14 protein-coding genes are annotated in these 17164 nt (G+C 66.2%); 7 read left to right on the top strand and 7 right to left on the bottom strand.

The window, feature by feature from the left end:
• Positions 1–31: 31 nt before the first annotated feature.
• The 3 genes from ArtHe_RS02780 to ArtHe_RS02770 are packed head-to-tail and all read left to right on the top strand — an operon-like array spanning position 32 to position 4297.
• Positions 32–1345: a glycosyltransferase gene (locus tag ArtHe_RS02780; protein ID WP_248318645.1), complete on the top strand. Its 1314-nt coding sequence runs from the start codon at positions 32–34 to the stop codon at positions 1343–1345.
• Positions 1346–1362: 17 nt separating this feature from the next.
• The gene (locus ArtHe_RS02775; RefSeq protein ID WP_248318644.1) at positions 1363–2820 is read left to right on the top strand and encodes an aminobutyraldehyde dehydrogenase; all 1458 of its coding nucleotides are present in this window, start codon (positions 1363–1365) and stop codon (positions 2818–2820) included.
• 49 nt (positions 2821–2869) lie between these two features.
• Positions 2870–4297 carry an FAD-dependent oxidoreductase gene (locus ArtHe_RS02770; protein WP_248318643.1) on the top strand — a complete coding sequence of 476 codons (1428 nt, stop codon included), beginning with the start codon at positions 2870–2872 and terminating at the stop codon, positions 4295–4297.
• Between the two features lie 78 nt (positions 4298–4375).
• On the opposite strand, the gene mfd is transcribed toward ArtHe_RS02770, so the two are convergent.
• Positions 4376–7972 (bottom strand): transcription-repair coupling factor, encoded by a 3597-nt coding sequence (gene mfd / locus ArtHe_RS02765; protein ID WP_248318642.1) that lies wholly within the window; start codon positions 7970–7972, stop codon positions 4376–4378.
• A gap of 184 nt (positions 7973–8156) precedes the next feature.
• Positions 8157–9821, bottom strand: coding sequence for a M28 family peptidase (locus tag ArtHe_RS02760; protein ID WP_248318641.1), 1665 nt, complete (start codon positions 9819–9821; stop codon positions 8157–8159).
• Positions 9822–10137: 316 nt separating this feature from the next.
• Between ArtHe_RS02760 and ArtHe_RS02755 the strand changes: the two genes are divergently transcribed.
• The 4 genes from ArtHe_RS02755 (at position 10138) to nhaA (ending at position 13164) form a co-directional block, all read left to right on the top strand.
• Entirely contained in the window at positions 10138–10812 is a 675-nt protein-coding gene (locus ArtHe_RS02755) for a hypothetical protein (protein WP_248318640.1), read from the top strand.
• A 111-nt stretch (positions 10813–10923) separates the two neighbouring features.
• On the top strand, positions 10924–11421 hold the full coding sequence (locus ArtHe_RS02750) for a DUF2505 domain-containing protein (protein WP_248318639.1): 498 nt from the start codon (positions 10924–10926) through the stop codon (positions 11419–11421).
• A 30-nt stretch (positions 11422–11451) separates the two neighbouring features.
• Entirely contained in the window at positions 11452–11673 is a 222-nt protein-coding gene (locus ArtHe_RS02745; protein ID WP_066299176.1) for a hypothetical protein, read from the top strand.
• A 120-nt stretch (positions 11674–11793) separates the two neighbouring features.
• Positions 11794–13164, top strand: coding sequence for a Na+/H+ antiporter NhaA (nhaA, locus tag ArtHe_RS02740; protein WP_248318638.1), 1371 nt, complete (start codon positions 11794–11796; stop codon positions 13162–13164).
• On the opposite strand, the gene ArtHe_RS02735 is transcribed toward nhaA, so the two are convergent.
• The 5 genes from ArtHe_RS02735 to ArtHe_RS02715 form a co-directional block, all read right to left on the bottom strand.
• Positions 13161–14183: a hypothetical protein gene (locus ArtHe_RS02735; protein ID WP_248318636.1), complete on the bottom strand. Its 1023-nt coding sequence runs from the start codon at positions 14181–14183 to the stop codon at positions 13161–13163. The genes nhaA and ArtHe_RS02735 overlap by 4 nt on opposite strands.
• On the bottom strand, positions 14180–15085 hold the full coding sequence (locus tag ArtHe_RS02730) for a hypothetical protein (protein ID WP_248318634.1): 906 nt from the start codon (positions 15083–15085) through the stop codon (positions 14180–14182). The genes ArtHe_RS02735 and ArtHe_RS02730 overlap by 4 nt, the downstream gene beginning before the upstream one ends.
• Positions 15085–15840: a signal peptidase I gene (locus ArtHe_RS02725; protein ID WP_248318632.1), complete on the bottom strand. Its 756-nt coding sequence runs from the start codon at positions 15838–15840 to the stop codon at positions 15085–15087. The genes ArtHe_RS02730 and ArtHe_RS02725 overlap by 1 nt, the downstream gene beginning before the upstream one ends.
• A 9-nt stretch (positions 15841–15849) precedes the next feature.
• Positions 15850–16404, bottom strand: coding sequence for a hypothetical protein (locus ArtHe_RS02720; protein ID WP_248318631.1), 555 nt, complete (start codon positions 16402–16404; stop codon positions 15850–15852).
• Between the two features lie 85 nt (positions 16405–16489).
• On the bottom strand, positions 16490–17011 hold the full coding sequence (locus tag ArtHe_RS02715) for an alternate-type signal peptide domain-containing protein (RefSeq protein ID WP_066299164.1): 522 nt from the start codon (positions 17009–17011) through the stop codon (positions 16490–16492).
• Positions 17012–17164: the final 153 nt, after the last annotated feature.

Genomic DNA, 17164 nt, shown 5'->3' with positions numbered 1-17164 from the left:
TTCTCGTCACTTAAGCACCAAGGAGAGAACATTGACAAATTCACGTACTTTTCTTTTCATGCCCGAAAGTGCCTACGGGCCCACCAATAACTGCATTGGTATTGGCAGTGAACTGCTGCGGCGGGGCCACCGCGTCGTCTTCGCATCAGAGTCATCCTGGCGCGGAAAGCTTGCGCCGCTTGGGTTCGAGGAAGCGCTCGTGGACTTCGCCCCGCCGGCTGAAGGAGACCAGGAAGCGGGAGATTTCTGGAAAGAATACATCAAGGCAATCTCTCCGGAATTCCGCAAATCCACGCTCCTGCAGGCTGAAACGGTAATCCGCCCAATCTGGGAGGGAGCCATCGAAGGTGCAAAATACTGTGAGCCGGAATTGCAGAAAATAATTGCGGAAGTAAATCCTGACGTGATCATTGAGGACAATGTCGTAGCGTTTCCGGCACTCGTGACGGCGGGCAGGCCGTTTGTCCGGATTGTCTCCTGCAATCCGCTGGAAATCCCTGGCAGCGGCATCGCCCCGGCGTACTCGGGCCTGGGAGAAACGGATGTCACCGGGTGGGGCGAGTACCGCTCCGAATACGAACGCACGCACAAGGACCTCTGGGAGGACTTCAACGCCTGGGTCCAGGCCCAGGGCGCCCAGCCGCTCCCCTACCTGGAGTTCATTCACAGCGGGGTCCACAACATCTACGTGTATCCGGAGGAACTCGACTACACCGCCGGCCGCCCGCTGGGAGCGGACTGGACCCGGGTGGATTCCGCCGTGCGGGAAACGGAAGCTGCCGCTGATCTGCCAGGGCACTTTCTGGACGGCACCAAACCGCTCATCTACTTCAGCCTCGGCTCACTGGGCGGGGCCGACGTCGCTCTGATGCAGCGCACGGTGGACATCCTGGGCACCGCCGGGGACTACAACTTCATCGTCTCCAAAGGTCCCCTGCATGAGGAGATTACCCTCGCCGCCAACATGTGGGGCGCGGAGTTCCTGCCCCAGACGCGCATCATCCCGCTGGTGGACCTGGTGATCACCCACGGCGGCAACAACACCACCACCGAGTCGCTGCACTTCGGCAAGCCCATGATCCTGCTGCCCCTGTTCTGGGACCAATATGACAATGCCCAGCGGGTGCACGAATCGGGCTACGGACGGCGGCTGGATACCTATGCCTGCACCCCCGCGGAGCTCCTGGGCGCCGTGGACGAGCTGCTCCGGGACCAGGACCTGCGCAGGCGCTGCGAGGCAGCCGGAGAGCGTATCCGGGCCGCCGACGGCCTGGCCGCCGCCGCCTCCGCGCTGGAAGGCGTTGCCGCCGTACATGCACAGCCCCAAACCGAAACCGCACTGTAAAGCTAGGACGAACCACCATGTCATCTGGAACCTTCATTTCCAACAGCTACCGCTCTGCCTCCGGCGAAGTCCAGGAGCTGGTCAATCCAGCGACCGGCACGGTCTCCGGCACGCTCTCCGCTTCCACGCCCGCGGACGTTGACACCGCCGTCGCCGCCGCCCGCGCTGCTGCCCCCGGATGGGCCGGGCAGACGCCCGGACAGCGGGCCAGGGTGCTGCTCAAGCTCGCCGATGCGCTCGAAGCGGATGCTGAGGCGCTCACCGAGCTGGAGGTCACCGAGGGCGGCAAGCCCTGGACAACGGTGCTCGACGGCGAGATCCCCTTCGGCGCCGACAACCTGCGTTTTTTCGCGGGTGCTGCCCGGTCCGTGGACGGCACCGGGGCCGGAGTGTTCTCCGACGGATACACATCGGTGATGCTGCGCCGGCCGGTCGGTGTGGTCGCAGGCATCACTCCGTGGAACTTTCCGCTCATCATGGCGCTCTGGAAAGCCGGCCCGGCGCTGGCGGCCGGGAACACGGTGGTGCTCAAACCCGCCCCGCTGACGCCGGGATCCACGCTGCGGCTGGCCGAGCTGGCCGCCGGCTGCGGCCTGCCCGAGGGTGTGCTTAACGTCGTAACCGGCGGCGGGGAAATCGGCTCGGCGCTGGCCGCCCACCGCGGCGTGGACATGGTCAGCGTGACCGGGTCCACGGCCACCGGCCGGGCAGTGATGCAGGGCGCCGTCAAGGACATTAAACGCGTCCACCTGGAGCTGGGCGGCAAAGCCCCGGCACTGGTGTTCGCGGACGCGGACATCGCCCAGATGGCCCGCGCGGTGGCCCTGGGCGGGACCTACAACACCGGCCAGGACTGCACGGCCGCCACCCGGGTCTACATTGAGCGGAGCATTTTCGACGACGCCGTCGCCGCCCTGCGGATTGAGCTGAAGGGAATTGTCCTCGGCGACCCCCACGATCCGCTGACCCACATTGGCCCGCTGATTTCCGCGGCACACCGGGACAAGGTCTCCGGCTTCGTGACCCGGGCCGTGCAGGCCGGCGCGGAGGTGCTGGAGGGCGGTTCGGCGCTGGAGGGAGCGGGCTTCTATTTCCCGCCCACGCTCGTGGTGGGCGCGGCGCAGTCCTCGGAACTGGTGCAGGGCGAAGTGTTCGGCCCGGTGCTGGTCGCCCTGCCGTTCGATGGGGAGGACGACGCCGTTGCCCTCGCCAACGACAACGCCTACGGGCTCGCGTCCTCGGTCTGGACCGCCGACGTCGGCCGTGCCATCCGTGTCAGCCACCGGCTCGACGTCGGCGTGACCTGGGTCAACGACCATCTTCCGCTGGCCTCGGAAGCACCCCATGGCGGGGTCAAGGGATCCGGCTTCGGCAAGGACATGAGCATGGAACCGCTGTTGGACTACTCGGTCACGCGGCACCTGATGATCAGGCACGCGGTTCCGCCGGAGACCACCGGTTACCGTCCCGCCTAAGCCCGGCGGATTGCCCGCTAAGAACCACCCACGAGCGAAAGCAGACCCTGTGCCCAGCACCACCGCCTATGACCTGGCCGAGGAACGTGTCCCGGCCGGCAGCATCACCGACGCCCTGTCCGGGGCAGCGGCTGCCCCCTACTGGCTGGACCGGCCTGAGCGCCCGGCCCCGCTGCCTCCGTTAGCCGGCCGCACCACCGCGGACCTGGTGGTGGTTGGCGGCGGGTATACCGGACTGTGGACGGCCCTGATGGCCAAGGAACGGACCCCGTCCGCTTCCGTGGTACTGCTGGAGGCCCGCGAGGTGGCGTGGGCCGCCTCGGGGCGGAACGGAGGCTTCGTCTCGGCCAGCCTGACCCACGGCCACAGCAACGGCGTAAAGCACCTGCCCGGGGAAGTTGACCTGCTCCAGGAACTCGGCCAGGAGAATCTGGCCGAGTTCGCCGCAGCGCTCGAGAGGCACGGGATCGACTGCGGTTTCGAATGGAACGGAACCCTGGCCCTGGCCACCGAAGCGCACCAGGTCGACTGGCTCCGGAAGGAAGCGGAGGAGACCGGTGAGGAGTTTTTCGACCAGGAGAAAGTCCAGGAAGAAGTCCACTCACCGCTCTACCTCGCCGGCCTCTGGAACCGCAGGGGCAGCGCCCTCGTTGACCCGGCCCGGCTGGCATGGGGGCTGAAACGGGCCTGCCGGCAGCAGGGAGTGCAAGTCTACGAGAACTCCCCCGTCACGGCATTGTCCCGGACCGGGAACGGGGTGGAGGTGACCACCCGCGGGGGAACGGTGGCGGCCGCCAGGGTTGCCCTGGCCACGAATGCCTTTCCGTCGCTGCTGCGCCGCGCCCGGCTGCACACCGTGCCTGTCTACGACTACGCGCTGATGACTGAACCGCTGACCGAGGCCCAGCTGAAGTCCATCGGCTGGTCACGCCGGCAGGGGCTCGACGACGTCGCGAACCGGTTTCACTACTACCGGCTCACCGATGACAACCGGATCCTCTTCGGCGGGTACGACGCCGTGTACCACTACGGGCGGAGCCTGAAAAACGAGCACGACCAGAGCGAAGAGACCTTCCGCAAACTGGCCGCTCATTTCCTGCTGACGTTTCCACAGCTGGAAGGCATCCGCTTTACGCACAAATGGGGCGGTGCGATTGATACCTGCAGCCGCTTCTTCTCCTTCTTTATGAAGGCCTACGGCGGACGGGTCGCCTACGCGGCCGGCTTCACCGGACTCGGCGTCGGCGCCAGCCGGTTCGCGGCGAATGTGCTCCTGGACCTGCTCTCGGGAGAAACCACCCGGCGCACCAGCCTGGAGCTGGTCCGCAAACTGCCGCTGCCGTTCCCGCCGGAGCCGGTGGCCTGGATCGGTGTCAAAATCACCACCGCGGCCATGGTGCGTGCCGACCGCAGGCAGGGCCGCCGGGGTCCGTGGCTGAAGCTGATGGACGCCATCGGGATGGGGTTCGATTCCTAGCTGCCGCCCGTCTCCGCCCCCTAGACCGCGGCCTCCTTCGGTCCCCCCTCCCGAAGGAGGCCGCGCCTGCGTTCCGGGCTAGTCCTTGAAGATCGTGTCCAGTACCTGGTGCGCCCACTCGAGGATCTCCGCATCCTGCAGGTCCCGGCCGCCGATCCGCGCCGTCTTCGGTTTGGGGATGAGGACGGCGTTCAACGCGGGTTTGACCTGCGCGCCCGGGTACAACCGCTGCAGGCGCATGGTCTTGGACTCGGGCAGGTCTCCCGGGGAGAACCGGATGAAGTTCCCCTGGAGCGCGACGTCGGTCAGCCCGGCCTCGCGGGCATCAACCCGGAACCGCGCCACGTCAATCAGGTTCTTCACCGCCTGCGGCGGCTCACCATAGCGGTCCACCAACTCGGCGAGGACCTCGTCGATGGCCTCGTTCGTGATGGCCGACGCCAGCTTGCGGTAGGCTTCCAGCCGCAGCCGCTCCCCCGGCACGTAGTCGTGCGGCAGGTGCGCGTTGACCGGCAGCTCGATCTTCATTTCCGCTGCCTTTTCCTCGGCTTCGCCGCGGTAGTCCGCCACTGCCTCGCCAACCAGCCGGATATAGAGATCGAATCCGACGCCGGCGATATGACCGGACTGCTCTCCGCCCAGCAGGTTGCCTGCGCCGCGGATTTCCAGGTCCTTCATGGCCAGCTGCATGCCCGCGCCGAGCTCGTTGTGGGCAGCCACAGCCTTCAGCCGTTCCAGCGCAACCTCGCCGAGCGGCTTCTCCGACGGGTACAGGAAGTACGCGTAGGCACGCTCCCGTCCGCGGCCCACCCGGCCGCGCAGCTGGTGCAGCTGGGACAGGCCGAAGTGGTCCGCCCGGTCCACGATCAGGGTGTTGGCGTTGGAGATGTCCAGGCCGGTTTCGATGATGGTGGTGCAGACCAGCACGTCGAACCGCTTTTCCCAGAAGTCCACGATGATCTGCTCAAGCTTCGCTTCGCTCATCTGGCCGTGTGCGACGGCGATCCGGGCTTCGGGCACCAGCTCCCGCAGGTGCGCGGCGGTCCGGTCGATCGAGGACACCCGGTTATGCACGAAGAACACCTGCCCTTCACGCATCAGCTCGCGGCGGATGGCCGCGGAAGCCTGCTTGTCCGTGTAGGGACCGACGTAGGTGAGGACCGGGTGGCGCTCTTCCGGCGGAGTGGCCAGCGTGGAGGTTTCCCGGATGCCGGTCAGCGACATTTCCAGCGTCCGCGGGATCGGCGTCGCACTCATGGCCAGCACGTCCACGTTGGTGCGCATTTTCTTCAGCGCTTCCTTGTGCTCGACGCCGAACCGCTGCTCCTCGTCCACGATGACCAGCCCCAGGTCCTTGAACTGCACCTCAGGCGAGAGCAGGCGGTGGGTCCCGATGATCACGTCCACGGTGCCGGTGCGGACCCCCTCGATCACTTCCTTGGCCTGCTTGGCGGTCTGGAACCTGGACAGGGCAGCGACCCGGACCGGGAATCCGGAGAACCGTTCGGTGAAGGTCTCCATGTGCTGCTGTGCCAGCAGGGTGGTTGGCACCAGTACGGCCACCTGCTTGCCGTCCTGCACCGCCTTGAAGGCCGCGCGCACGGCGATTTCGGTCTTGCCGTAGCCCACGTCGCCGGAGACCAGGCGGTCCATGGGAATCTCCCGCTCCATGTCCGCCTTGACCTCGTTGATGGTGGTCAGCTGGTCCGGGGTCTCAATGTAGGGGAAAGCCTCTTCCAGTTCGCGCTGCCACGGGGTGTCCTGGCCGAAGGCATGACCGCGCGACGCCATCCGGGCGGAGTAGAGCCGGATCAGTTCCCCGGCGATCTCCTTGACGGCCTTCCGTGCCCGGCTCTTGGTTTTCGCCCAGTCCGAACCGCCCATCTTGGACAGCACCGGCGTCTCGCCGCCCACATACCGGGTGATCTGGTCCAGCTGGTCGGTGGGCACGAACAGCCGGTCCCCGGGGGCCCCGCGCTTGGCCGGAGCGTACTCCAGCACCAGGTATTCCCGGACCGTTTTGTTTCCGCCGGCACCGGTGGCGCGCTGCAGCAGCTCCACGAAGCGCCCCACACCATGCTGTTCGTGCACCACGTAGTCGCCTTCCTGCAGCTGCAGGGGGTCGACGGCGTTGCGGCGGCGGGAGGGCATCTTGCGCATGTCACGGGTGGAGTATGCGCTGGCCCGGCCGAGCAGATCCGCTTCGGTCAGCAGGCCGGTCTTGAGATTGTCGAATACGAATCCGCGGCCGGCGCTGGCGGTGGTGATCTCGATGATCCCGGGCTGCGGTTCGGAATCCAGTGATTCCACCCGGGAGGCGGGGATGTCATTGTCAGCGAACAGCTCCGCAAGCCGGGACGCCGGGCCGGGACCTTCGGTCACCACCACAATCCGCCACTGGTCGCGCACCCGTGAGCCGATGAACTCCATCATCTCGGCAACGTCGCCCTTGTAGCCGCGCGGCTCCCGGGCGTTGATGGTCAGGGTGTCGATGTCCAGGACGGTCTCTTCGTCCGGGTTGAAGGAGGTGATCGCCCACCAGGACACGTCGTTCTGCAGCGCTGCGGAACGGGTATCGGCCAGCGACCGGAAGCTGGCGGCTTCCAGGTCCGCGCTCAGCCCGGCTGACAGATCCACCGGTGCCGCGCCGCCGTCGGACGCCGTGGCCCACGCTGCGGCCAGGAATTCCTCGTTCGTGGACTCCAGGTCGTGGGCGCGGGCGCGCACCTTCTCCGGTTCGATCACCACGCAGATGGAACCCGCCGGCAGCTCGCTCATCAGGGGGACCATCTCGTCGACCAGCACGGGGGCCAGTGATTCCATCCCCTCAACGGCAATTCCGCCGGCCAGCTTCTCCAGCATGTCCGCGGCTGCGGGCATCTCATCCTTGAGCTTCGCCGCCCGGCTCATGACGGACGGCGTAATCAGCAGCTCACGGCAGGGCGGTGCGTAAAGCTCCTTGGGGTGGATCACGTCCTCCCCCGTCAGCGTGCGCTGGTCGGCAACGGCGAACCAGCGCATCGATTCCACTTCATCGCCAAAGAAATCGATGCGGATCGGATGGTCTTCGGTAGGCGGGAAAACGTCCAGGATGCCGCCGCGCACAGCGAACTCTCCGCGGTGGGACACCATGTCCACCCGCGCATAGGCAGCATCTGCGAGCGCCTTGACCACGGACTCAAACGGGCGTTCATCCCCCACCGCCAGGGAAACCGGTTCCAGGTCCCCAAGCCCCTTCACCAGCGGCTGAACCACCGCACGGACCGGCGCCACGACCACCTGCACCGGATCATTGCCCGGGTGCGCCAGCCGGCGCAGGACGGAGAGCCTGCGCCCCACGGTGTCCGAACGCGGGGAAAGCCGCTCGTGCGGCAGCGTCTCCCAGCTCGGGAACTCCTCGATCCCGGCGAGCGGGAGGTAACTGCGCAGCGCGGCGGCGAGGTCCTCAGCCTCCCGTCCGGTGGCGGTGACCGCCAGAACCACGGGTGTCCCGCCGTCGGGGCTCCCTGACGCCAGGCCGTCCACCATCTCGGCCAGCAGCGCGGCCCGCATACCCTGCGGAGCTCCGATTTCCAGGTCCTGGCTGCGCTGGGCCGGCGGCCGTGCAGCGTGGGCACGCAGGCGTGCGTAGGACGGGTCCTCGGCCAGGGCGGCGCGCAGTCCGTTCAGGCTCATCTTCGGTGTTTCTCCTTCAGGGCAGGGCAACACAAGAACCCGAAGTTGGCAGTCAACCCCGGGTGTTCTTTCCAGCGTACCCGCTGCGCGCGGCCGCCTGCTCCGGATCCCGCTGTCGGCGGAACGGCAAAGGAGGCCGCCCTGGATGGACGGCCTCCTTTGCTCCTAAACAGCGGCTGGGCTGCTACCGCAGGGCCTCATGGCCCAGGTAGTCAGGCTGCGCGGGAACGGTGCGGGCGGCCCCGGCACCGCCCTTGAGATCGGCCTTCGTCTGCGCGAAGGTCAGCACGGAATGCGCGACGGCGTCGGACATCTCGTCCATTGCCTTGTTGCTGATATTGCTCCGGTTGTCACACACCGAGTGGTAGCAGGGGTCGTAGGCGGTGCCGGCGGTCCCGCCGAAGAGCGCTGCTTCCTCCGGAGTCTTGATCCCTTCCGCACCGGTGAACAGTCCGCCGGCCGGGATCCCGTTGTTGATGAACGCCTGATAGTCAGAGCGTCCGCTGAACTCAGTTGGTGCCGAGGCCAGGCCAGCCGATGCAAAGTAGCTCTCGAAGACTCCCTCGATCACGTCCGAGCCGGTGGGCCCTGCCGTGCCGAAGGCGTCGCCGTCTCCGTCGTAGACGAAGCGGACGAAGTTCGTGGAACCGACCATGTCGAAGTTCAGGTTGGCCAGCGTGTTCTGCAGGCCGGTCTCGTCAAGCTGGGATACGTAGTGCGTGGAACCGACCAGGCCGTCCTCTTCTGCACCCCAGAACGCGAACCGGACCTGGTTCTCCAGTTTGAACTTCCCGGTCTTGCCGAGCTGGATCGCGGTTTCCAGGATGGCGGCGGAACCGCTGCCGTTGTCATTGATGCCCGCGCCCTCGGCCACCGAGTCCAGATGCGCGCCGACCACAACCTGCCGCGTCGGATCTCCCTTGGGCGTATCAGCGATGACGTTGAACGTTTCGGTGGCCTTGATGGCGGAATCAACTGCCAGCCGCAGCGTCACTCCCGCCGTCCCGGCGAGGGTCTCCCCGAGGGCGAAAGTGGTGCCCACCGCCGGGATGGCGGAGAGCTCGGAGCCGAGTGTCCCGTTGATCAGCCCGGTGCGGTCATCGCCCGGGACATCGTTGCCCTGGTTGAAGACAATGGCACCGGCAGCTCCGGCGGCCGCCGCGTTGGCAACCTTGTCGCCGAAGGCACAGGTTCCCCGCTGCAGCAGCGCGATGTTGCCCGCGGTGAACCCCGCGAAGTCCTCCGCTTCACAGCCCGAGCTGTTGGCCCGGTTGCCGGTGAGGTTGATGTCGACGGCCGTCACTGCCGCGGTCACGTCCCCGGAGCCGGAGTAACTCATGGTGAGGTAATCGGTACCGGCGGTGTAGGTAGCCGGGTTCGGTGACACCTGCTCCAGCGCGTCTCCGTTAAGGACGAACTGTTCGTACGTGAAAGCCTGGCGGAACGGCGTGTAGCCGGCCTTGCGCAGCTGCGATTCCACGTACCGGGCGCTGGCTTCGTAGCCCGGCGTACCGGCAGCACGGTTACCGCTGTTGGCGTCCGCGGCGGCCTGGAAAGCGTTCAGGTGGCCCAGCAGCCCCTTGAGCGTGACCTTGTCCCGCAGTTTGTCGGAGTCCGTCTTGCCGGGCTTGTCGGGCTTGTGAGGTTTGCCGGGCTTGTCGGGTTTTCCGTTGCCGGGGTGCCCCTGGCCTGGCTTGCCGTTGTTCTGCCCCGGCCCCTGGTGGGCGCCCTGACCGTTCTTAGCGCCTGAGTTAACGTCAGCGGCGAAGGCGGCCGGAGCTCCCGCCGAAACTGTAAGGACAATAGTGGCCGCGAGGGCTGCCCCGCGCGCCGATCTGCTGAATTTCATCGTTCCCCTAAATGAGTGCGAGTGAGTGGGCACGGTGTGCCCGTCACCGTCCCGGGGCAGCAGCCGTGCGGTGATGCTACTCGACGATTTGGGGGCCTAACAGGGTCAGCTGTGAAACCTGCATGATTAGCCTGTTTCCACTCCGGACACTGCGCGGGGATCTTCCCCCGGCTGCTTCCATGGTCTAGGTTTCCTCCCGCCTGATCGCGCCCCTGCGCGGGCCCGGGTGTGGATTTTCCGGATCGCGGCTGCCACGCTGGAATGGCACGGGCAACACCGCAACCGCCTTTCCCCAGCGCATCGGAGGCCTGCCCCCATGGAACGCAGACTGGTACGTAGAACGCCGCTTCTGTTCATTGCCTTCGCAGCAGCCATTCTCTTCTTCACGGCCTGTTCCAATGACGGGGATGACGGCGGTATGTACAGCTCCGGTTCCCCCGCGGCCTCGACGCAGGAATCGGTTGATCCGGCCTGCGAGACGGGGCCCGAAGCCACCTCGGCCTCCTGCCAGGCTGCGGGCCCGGGCACCACGGTTGAGGCCAGCCGGTGTTCGTCCGCCTCGCCCTCTGCCCTTTCAGGCGGTGTGATCGAAGGGGCCTTTGGACCGTGGTGCGAGAACGCCATCGCCACGGCTTATGACACGGACCTGATTCCGGCCGGAGCCGAAACCGAACTCACCCTCCAGGAAACGGATCTGGAGACAACGCTGGAGATGCAGGTCCAGGGTTTTGCCGCGGATGCAGGCTATTCCGGAGTGCTGCACAACCAGGCGTGCGGAGCCGATGTCTCCGACGCCGGACCGGAATACGTCCAGGAGGATGTCAGCGAGAACGTTCCGTCCGGACTGGCACTGGACTTCACCACGGACGCGGACGGGTCTGCGGATGCATCCGTGACGGTCCCCTGGGTGCTGCCGGACAACGGGTCGGGCAAGTCCATCGTCATCCTTTCCACGGACAACCAGGCGGCGGGCTGCGTGAGAATTCCCTGAGCACTGCAGGGCGGACTGCGTTGGAGGGCGCAGCCTTTCACCGACTAGGATGTTTGGCGGGTCCAGCGCTCCGGCGCCGGGCCCGCCGCACACCACCTATCGGAGGACCCAATGGCCCTGACTGCTTCCACCACCCTGCCGTATGACGCTGCCACGCTGACCAAGACCTTCACGGATGAGGACTTTGTCCGCAGCATCAGTGAGCACGTAGGCGGCTCGCTGGTCTCACTGGTGGTTGACGGCGACATCGCCGGCCCGTTCACCGTCACGGCCGTCCGCACTCTCCCCACGGACCGCCTGCCGGACATGGCCAAAAAGCTGGTCGGTGCGTCGCTGACCGTGACCCAGAAGGAGTCCTGGGAAGCGCCCGCCGCAGACGGCTCCCGCACCGCAACCATCGACCTGTCTGTCGGCGGCGTTCCCCTTAAGGTCAATGCCGTCCAGCACATGGTGGCAGTGCCGGAGGGCACCCGGACCGACGTCGAAGGCAGCGTCAGCTCCTCGATTCCGTTCCTGGGCGACAAGATTGCCAAGGCCGCAGAACCAATGATCGGCAAGGCCCTGACCATCCAGGCCACGCAGGCCGGCAAATGGATCGAAAACAACTAGGTCCGTCCGCGGCCTGAAAGCGAGCTCTCCTTGTCACTGTCTGCACCCCTGGCGTTTGTCCTCATTGCGGCCGGCCTCTGGTCGATCATCGTCTGGCCCCCGTTCCTCAAGCGTGTCCTGAAGGCTCCGGAGGCCCGGGACGCTAACGGCGCCCCCACCCGTTTTATGACCGTGAACCTGATGCTGATCAGCACCGCGATCATTTTCGGTCTGGCTACTGCGATCATCGGCGTCCGCGCCCTGGCCGCGTAGCGCTCCACCTTCCCCCGCACATTCCAGGTGCGGGGGAAGGTAAGCTAGTGCGAAGGTGAGCCGGGAAGTCTGGTCGGCAGTAGTTCTGCCGTACCCGATTACGTTTAGGAGCCTGCCTTCATGGCCTCACACAAGCCCTCCGGGGCGTCCCGCACCATTCTCAGCCGGTCCAGCTACCGCGAGTACCTGCGCATCGGAGAGATCCTGCGCAAGGAAACCGTTGGTGGCATTCTCCTGCTGATCGCCACCGTAGCCGCCCTCATCTGGGCCAACTCCCCCGCCTCGGACAGCTACTTCACCATCCGGGATTTCAGCTTCGGTTACGAGCCCTGGCATCTGGACCTCACGGTCGGCGCCTGGGCAGCTGACGGCCTCCTGGCGATCTTCTTCTTCCTGGTAGGCCTTGAACTCAAGAAGGAGTTTGTGGCCGGAGACCTGCGGCAGATCAGCAAAGCAATCGTTCCGGTGGCGGCAGCTTTTGGCGGCGTTATCGTTCCGGCGCTGATCTACGTTGCGGTGAACCTGGTTTCCGGCTCCGATGGGCTCCGCGGCTGGGCCATCCCAACCGCCACGGACATCGCCTTCGCATTGGCCGTCCTCGCCGTCATCAGCTCCCATCTGCCCAGCGCGCTGCGCATCTTCCTGCTGACCCTCGCGGTTGTTGACGACCTGATCGCGATCATGATCATCGCGTTCTTCTACTCCGAAGATGTGAAGCCGGAGATGCTGCTGCTGATGCTGATTCCGCTCGCAGCCTTTACGCTCCTGGTCCAGCGTGCTCCCCGGTTCTTCGGGACCCGGCCCTGGGCGTTCTGGGTGTTCCTCGCCCCGCTCGCTGTCGCCGTCTGGATCCTGATGCACGCGTCCGGCGTCCATGCCACCGTGGCCGGTGTCCTGCTGGGCTTCGCTGTCCCGGTGCTGCGCCGCAGCGCAGCCGGCGCTAAGCTCCCCCCGAGCGAGGACAAGCCGGGCCTGGCCGAAATCTTCGAACACCGGTTCCGGCCGATTTCCACCGGCTTCGCAGTTCCGGTCTTCGCGTTCTTCTCGGCCGGGGTCGCAATCGGCGGACTCGACGGACTGGGCCGCGCCCTGACCGACCCTGTCGCCGTGGGCATCATCCTGGCCCTCGTAGCGGGCAAGCCGATCGGCGTCCTCCTGACCACCTGGACCCTGACCACTGTGACCAGGGCACGGCTGGACGACTCGGTGAAGTGGATCGACCTGACCGGGATCGGCATCCTCGCGGGCATTGGCTTCACCGTCTCGCTGCTCGTCAACGACCTCAGCTTCGAAGTGGGATCGGCACACAACGACGACGCGAAGGTCGCCATCCTGGCCGCTTCCGTGCTCGCGGCCCTGCTGGCCTCGGTCCTGCTGACTATCCGCAACCGCCGCTACGCGGTGATCGACGCCGCCGAACGGGTGGACGCCGATGAGAACGGGATCCCGGACGTCTTCGAAGCGGACTCCAGCGAAAACGAGGGGCGCTAGAGCGACTCTGCGCCGGTCTTCCAGCACTCCTGGCTGTATTCGCCCAGCTGGTAGGTCATGTACGCCGGATCGCCCGATCCGCTGGCGTTCATCGGCTGCACCCTGACCGTGTACTGCCCGTAGGACCCGGCTTCCTTTGCGAACCGCAGGGCTGCCTGCACGTCCGGCGTGGTCATATCCAGGCCGTACACCCCGGGCCGTCCGTTCGACACGATCGTTACCCGGTACGAGGCCGCGGCAGGCGCGGGCTGCCAGCCCAGGGTAAGCGTGTAGTAGCCGTCCACCCACCGGGGATTTGGCAGGGCCTTTGCACAGGTGAGGACGGTGTTCCCCACCGTTCCGAGCCCGCCGCCCTGGCCCCGCTCGTCATAGCAGTTGTCCAGTTTCCAGTGCTCGTATTTGTAGGTCCAGTAGAGCGGATCCCCGGCGACTGCCCCGTTCATGGGCATGACCCGGATGGTGTACGTGGTGTAGTACGGCGTGGATCCGTCCACGGCATTCCCGCTTTTTGGATCGGACAGGGACCGGGGCAGTGTGAACACGGCATTGGCGGCGGTGACGTTCTGCACCTTGTCATAGGCGAATCCGGGAGTGTTGGAAGTCATCCGCACCACGTAGCCCGTGGGCGCGGTGCCCCTGACCGGCGCTCCCCAGGAGAAGCTGATGCCCATTTCCCGGTCCTGCCTCAGACCGTCAAAGTCCTTCAGGGGCGCGCAGACAACCCCTCCGGAGGGCTTGCCCGGCCACCCGGCAAGCACCGGGTTAGGGCCAACAGCCGGTGGGCCCGGCTGAGTCGGAGTCGGAGTCGGTGTCGGCGTAGCCGTGGGTGCACCGGCGGTCACCGAGAAGCTGGCGGCTCCCTGCTGACTCCACCAGGCGTAAGCAGCGGGTCCGCCGAACCCCAGGACGAGGGCCAGGACAAAAGCAGCCGCGGCAGCACGGGAGCCGGGAAGCCGCCGGAACCGCTGCAGCATCCCGGGTTTCTCCTCTGGAGGCTTCGGCTGCTCATTGTGGTTCATGGCGTCCTTCGGGTAATTCGTGTCCTGACGGCAGCCGCAGCAAAGAATGCAGCGGTAAGCAGCACCATCAAAGTGCCCTGCCAGGTGCGGATGATCGGTTCCACCGTACTCTCAATGAATGAGGCGGCCGTGATTTCAGGCGGTGCGTCAGGGGTTCCGGAGGGCGCGGCCGCGGGGATGGCCACTGCCTCAGCCGGCTGAAGCCCGGCGGGCGCGGCTGGCACGGCTGCGGGGACAGCGGCGATCCGTGCGGCGGAGGTTCCGGGGAGATCTGCAGCCCGTGCGGTGAGCTGCGGCTGGCCGGCTCCCGGAGACGGGACCTGGCCGGGGCGGACCGGCTCCGCTGCGGCGTCGCAGGCGGAGCGTCCGGTTCCGGCCGAATCGAGCAGGAGCAGCAGATCGAAGGTGCCCTGCTTGGCCCGGGCTGCATTGGGGGTATTCAGCAGCAGCCCGGCTGAGAGGTCCACCTGCCGGGCCGCGCCGGCCGGGATGGCCAGAGCCAGGGACAGGTCCGTGCAGGAACCTGCCAGCCCGATGACGGCCGCACCGGCAGCCGGCGACCCCACGGCGGAGGACCCAACGGTCAGATATCCGGCAAGCTCCGGATCCATTGCCGTGCTCAACGCTGCTGCGGTGAGGAAGGCAGGTTCGGGTCCCGCGTTGCGGACCCAGACAGATCCGGTGCTGGTGGCACCGGGGACCAGGCGAACACCGTCGGCGAAAACGGAGCCGGCGGCCGGACTGCCGAAGCTTCCGCCATCCAGGCTGACCTGGAGGTAGTCGTCTGCGGCGGAGGCGGCGGGAGCGGAAGCGAGGGAGGCCGCGGCCAGCAGCCCGCATCCCAGAGCTGCCAGGCCGGCCCTGATGCCCAGTGGCACCTTGGTCCGGCTGGAGGAGTGCATCAGACTGCCACGCTCTTGGGGGCTTCTGCCACGTGGAAGGAAACAGCAGCGTGGTCGCAGTGGTCGCAGTCGCGCAGCACGGGGTCGTGGCCGAACGCGGTGTTGCCGTGGTCGTGAAGGTGACGGACGGCAGGTCCGGCGTCGCGGACGTGGGCGCCGCCGACCGGAAGGTCAAGCAGCACGGCATCCACGTCGGCTTCCGAGTTCTTCCGCTTCTTCTCGAGGCTGCCGCGGACCAGCAGTACGATCCCGTAGCCCAGCAGGCCAACGGCGGCCCACTGTGCGATCTCGCCGCGTTCGCTGTTTCCCAGGCCGTTGGCCACAAAGCCGACATACGGAACCGCGTAGGACAACTTGCCGCGGATCTGGGCTTCCATCACCGGGAATTCGTCGGCAACGGCGTTGTTGTCGCCCTGGGTCGTGAAGGTCCGCTCACCATTCTGGCCGGCGCTGATGCCGGTGATCCGGTGGGTGATGACCGCCGGCTTGCCGGATTCAATCTGGAAGGTGATCACGTCACCGACCCGCAGGGCGTCGGCAGGTGTCGGTTTGACGACCAGGAAGGTGCCCGGTGCGTAGTTCGGTGCCATGGAGCTGGTCAGCACGGTGTAGGTCTGGGAACCGGTGACCAGCGGGACGATGATCAGCACGAGGGCGGCCAGGGCCGCCACGCTCATGGCGACGAGGCTGATTGCGGTGCCGGCCAGCTTCAGTGCCCGGACGGCCGGTGAAGCGGTGCTGTGTCCAGTTGACATGGTTTGTTCCTAACCTACTTGTGCGGCGGAGAGCGGGACGGTGATGGTGGATGCCTGTCCCTGGATGTTCGCCGATCCGGCGAGGGTGACCTGGAAGCAGATCATTCCGGAGGCACCCTTGGGGATATCTACGGTCTGCGGCTGGGTGGCATTGAACAACGCGGCGCTGCAGGCGCCCGGATCGGTGCCGGAAACGGCCCGGTGCTGGACGGTCCACAGCTCCGGGAAGGACGAAATCTGTGCTGCTCCCGCGGAGGCGTTGATCGTAAAGCTGCCGCCGGCGTTGGAGTTGTTGGTAAGCACTACACGTGTGTAGGCGGAAGAGCCTGCGTTCACTGTGCCAACGTTCAGTGCCACCGTTCCCTTGCTGCCGTCTGCCTGGGTCATCAGCACCGGACCGGTGCCGTTGTCCATCACGACGTCGAAGCTGGCGGCCTGGATGGTTCCGGCATTCGCCTGGGTTCCTGCGTTCCAGAGTGCGTAGCTGCCCTGGGCCGTCATCAGCCCGAGCACCAGGGCAGCGAGGATCAGGCCTGCTGCTTTCAGTACTCGAAGGCTTTTCATGAGCTTTGTCTCCAGGGGGAAGGCTGTGCGCGGAGCGTGCGCGCCGCGCACAGCCGGGGATTAGAACAAGTGGCGGGGTGCCCGGTTACTTGGGGGCGATCTGGTCCAGCGTGTAGCGCAGGGCCGAGAAGTTGGCCGTCTTGCCTGCATCGTCACGGTTCACGGTGTTCGAGTTGAAGGTGAACGTCGTGGTTGCCTTGACCTTCTTGTCCGCCGGCAGCGTCGCGGGGGTCAGTTTGGCCGCGTTGACAGCCGCTCCGGCAGTATCCGTGACCACGATGTCGGAGACTGAGGCGTTGGTGAAGGCACTCGATGCGCCGGTCAGGGTGAGCTTTGCTTCCATCAGGTCGCCGACCAGGGTGACGTCCAGTTCCTGGGTGTAGGTGAGCACATCGCCCGGGACGACTTTGTAGACTGCCGGGTCAATCTTGGCGCCCTTGGCATTCGTCCAAGTGCCCTTTCCTGCAACCAGGTTCAGGTCACCTGCGACGATCGTGCCGGCGTTGGCGGTCTGGGAGACGTTCCATACTGCCAGGGTTCCGCCGCCGCCGAGCAGCAGTGCCACGCCTACGCTGGTTGCCAGTGCGCCTTTTGCCATCTTGTTCATTGTGTTCCCCTTGTTCCTGTGAGACCTATCGGCCCGGGGTTTTCCCCTGCCGCTGGAACTACTTTCCATCGCGGAACTCAAGAAACCGGGCAGTCTTGGCACAGGGTTCGGAAAACATTGGGACAATGCTCAAGGCGCCCACAAGACCCCCTC

Origin of the sequence: Arthrobacter sp. Helios (genome assembly GCF_023167125.1) — a bacterium.
In the GTDB taxonomy this organism is placed as follows: Bacteria; Actinomycetota; Actinomycetes; order Actinomycetales; family Micrococcaceae; genus Arthrobacter_B; species Arthrobacter_B luteolus.
The sequence above is the reverse complement of the archived record's forward strand: the minus strand, read 5'-3'. Positions and strand labels throughout refer to the sequence as shown.

What these genes read in the sequence shown, in the direction of transcription:
- ArtHe_RS02725 (WP_248318632.1), bottom strand. Translation starts at nt 15,840, where the DNA reads ATGTCAACTGGACACAGCACCGCTTCACCGGCCGTCCGGGCACTGAAG.
- ArtHe_RS02715 (WP_066299164.1), bottom strand. Translation starts at nt 17,011, where the DNA reads ATGAACAAGATGGCAAAAGGCGCACTGGCAACCAGCGTAGGCGTGGCA.
- ArtHe_RS02720 (WP_248318631.1), bottom strand. Translation starts at nt 16,404, where the DNA reads ATGAAAAGCCTTCGAGTACTGAAAGCAGCAGGCCTGATCCTCGCTGCC.
- nhaA (WP_248318638.1), top strand. Translation starts at nt 11,794, where the DNA reads ATGGCCTCACACAAGCCCTCCGGGGCGTCCCGCACCATTCTCAGCCGG.
- ArtHe_RS02730 (WP_248318634.1), bottom strand. Translation starts at nt 15,085, where the DNA reads ATGCACTCCTCCAGCCGGACCAAGGTGCCACTGGGCATCAGGGCCGGC.
- ArtHe_RS02735 (WP_248318636.1), bottom strand. Translation starts at nt 14,183, where the DNA reads ATGAACCACAATGAGCAGCCGAAGCCTCCAGAGGAGAAACCCGGGATG.
- mfd (WP_248318642.1), bottom strand. Translation starts at nt 7,972, where the DNA reads ATGAGCCTGAACGGACTGCGCGCCGCCCTGGCCGAGGACCCGTCCTAC.
- ArtHe_RS02760 (WP_248318641.1), bottom strand. Translation starts at nt 9,821, where the DNA reads ATGAAATTCAGCAGATCGGCGCGCGGGGCAGCCCTCGCGGCCACTATT.
- ArtHe_RS02755 (WP_248318640.1), top strand. Translation starts at nt 10,138, where the DNA reads ATGGAACGCAGACTGGTACGTAGAACGCCGCTTCTGTTCATTGCCTTC.
- ArtHe_RS02750 (WP_248318639.1), top strand. Translation starts at nt 10,924, where the DNA reads ATGGCCCTGACTGCTTCCACCACCCTGCCGTATGACGCTGCCACGCTG.
- ArtHe_RS02775 (WP_248318644.1), top strand. Translation starts at nt 1,363, where the DNA reads ATGTCATCTGGAACCTTCATTTCCAACAGCTACCGCTCTGCCTCCGGC.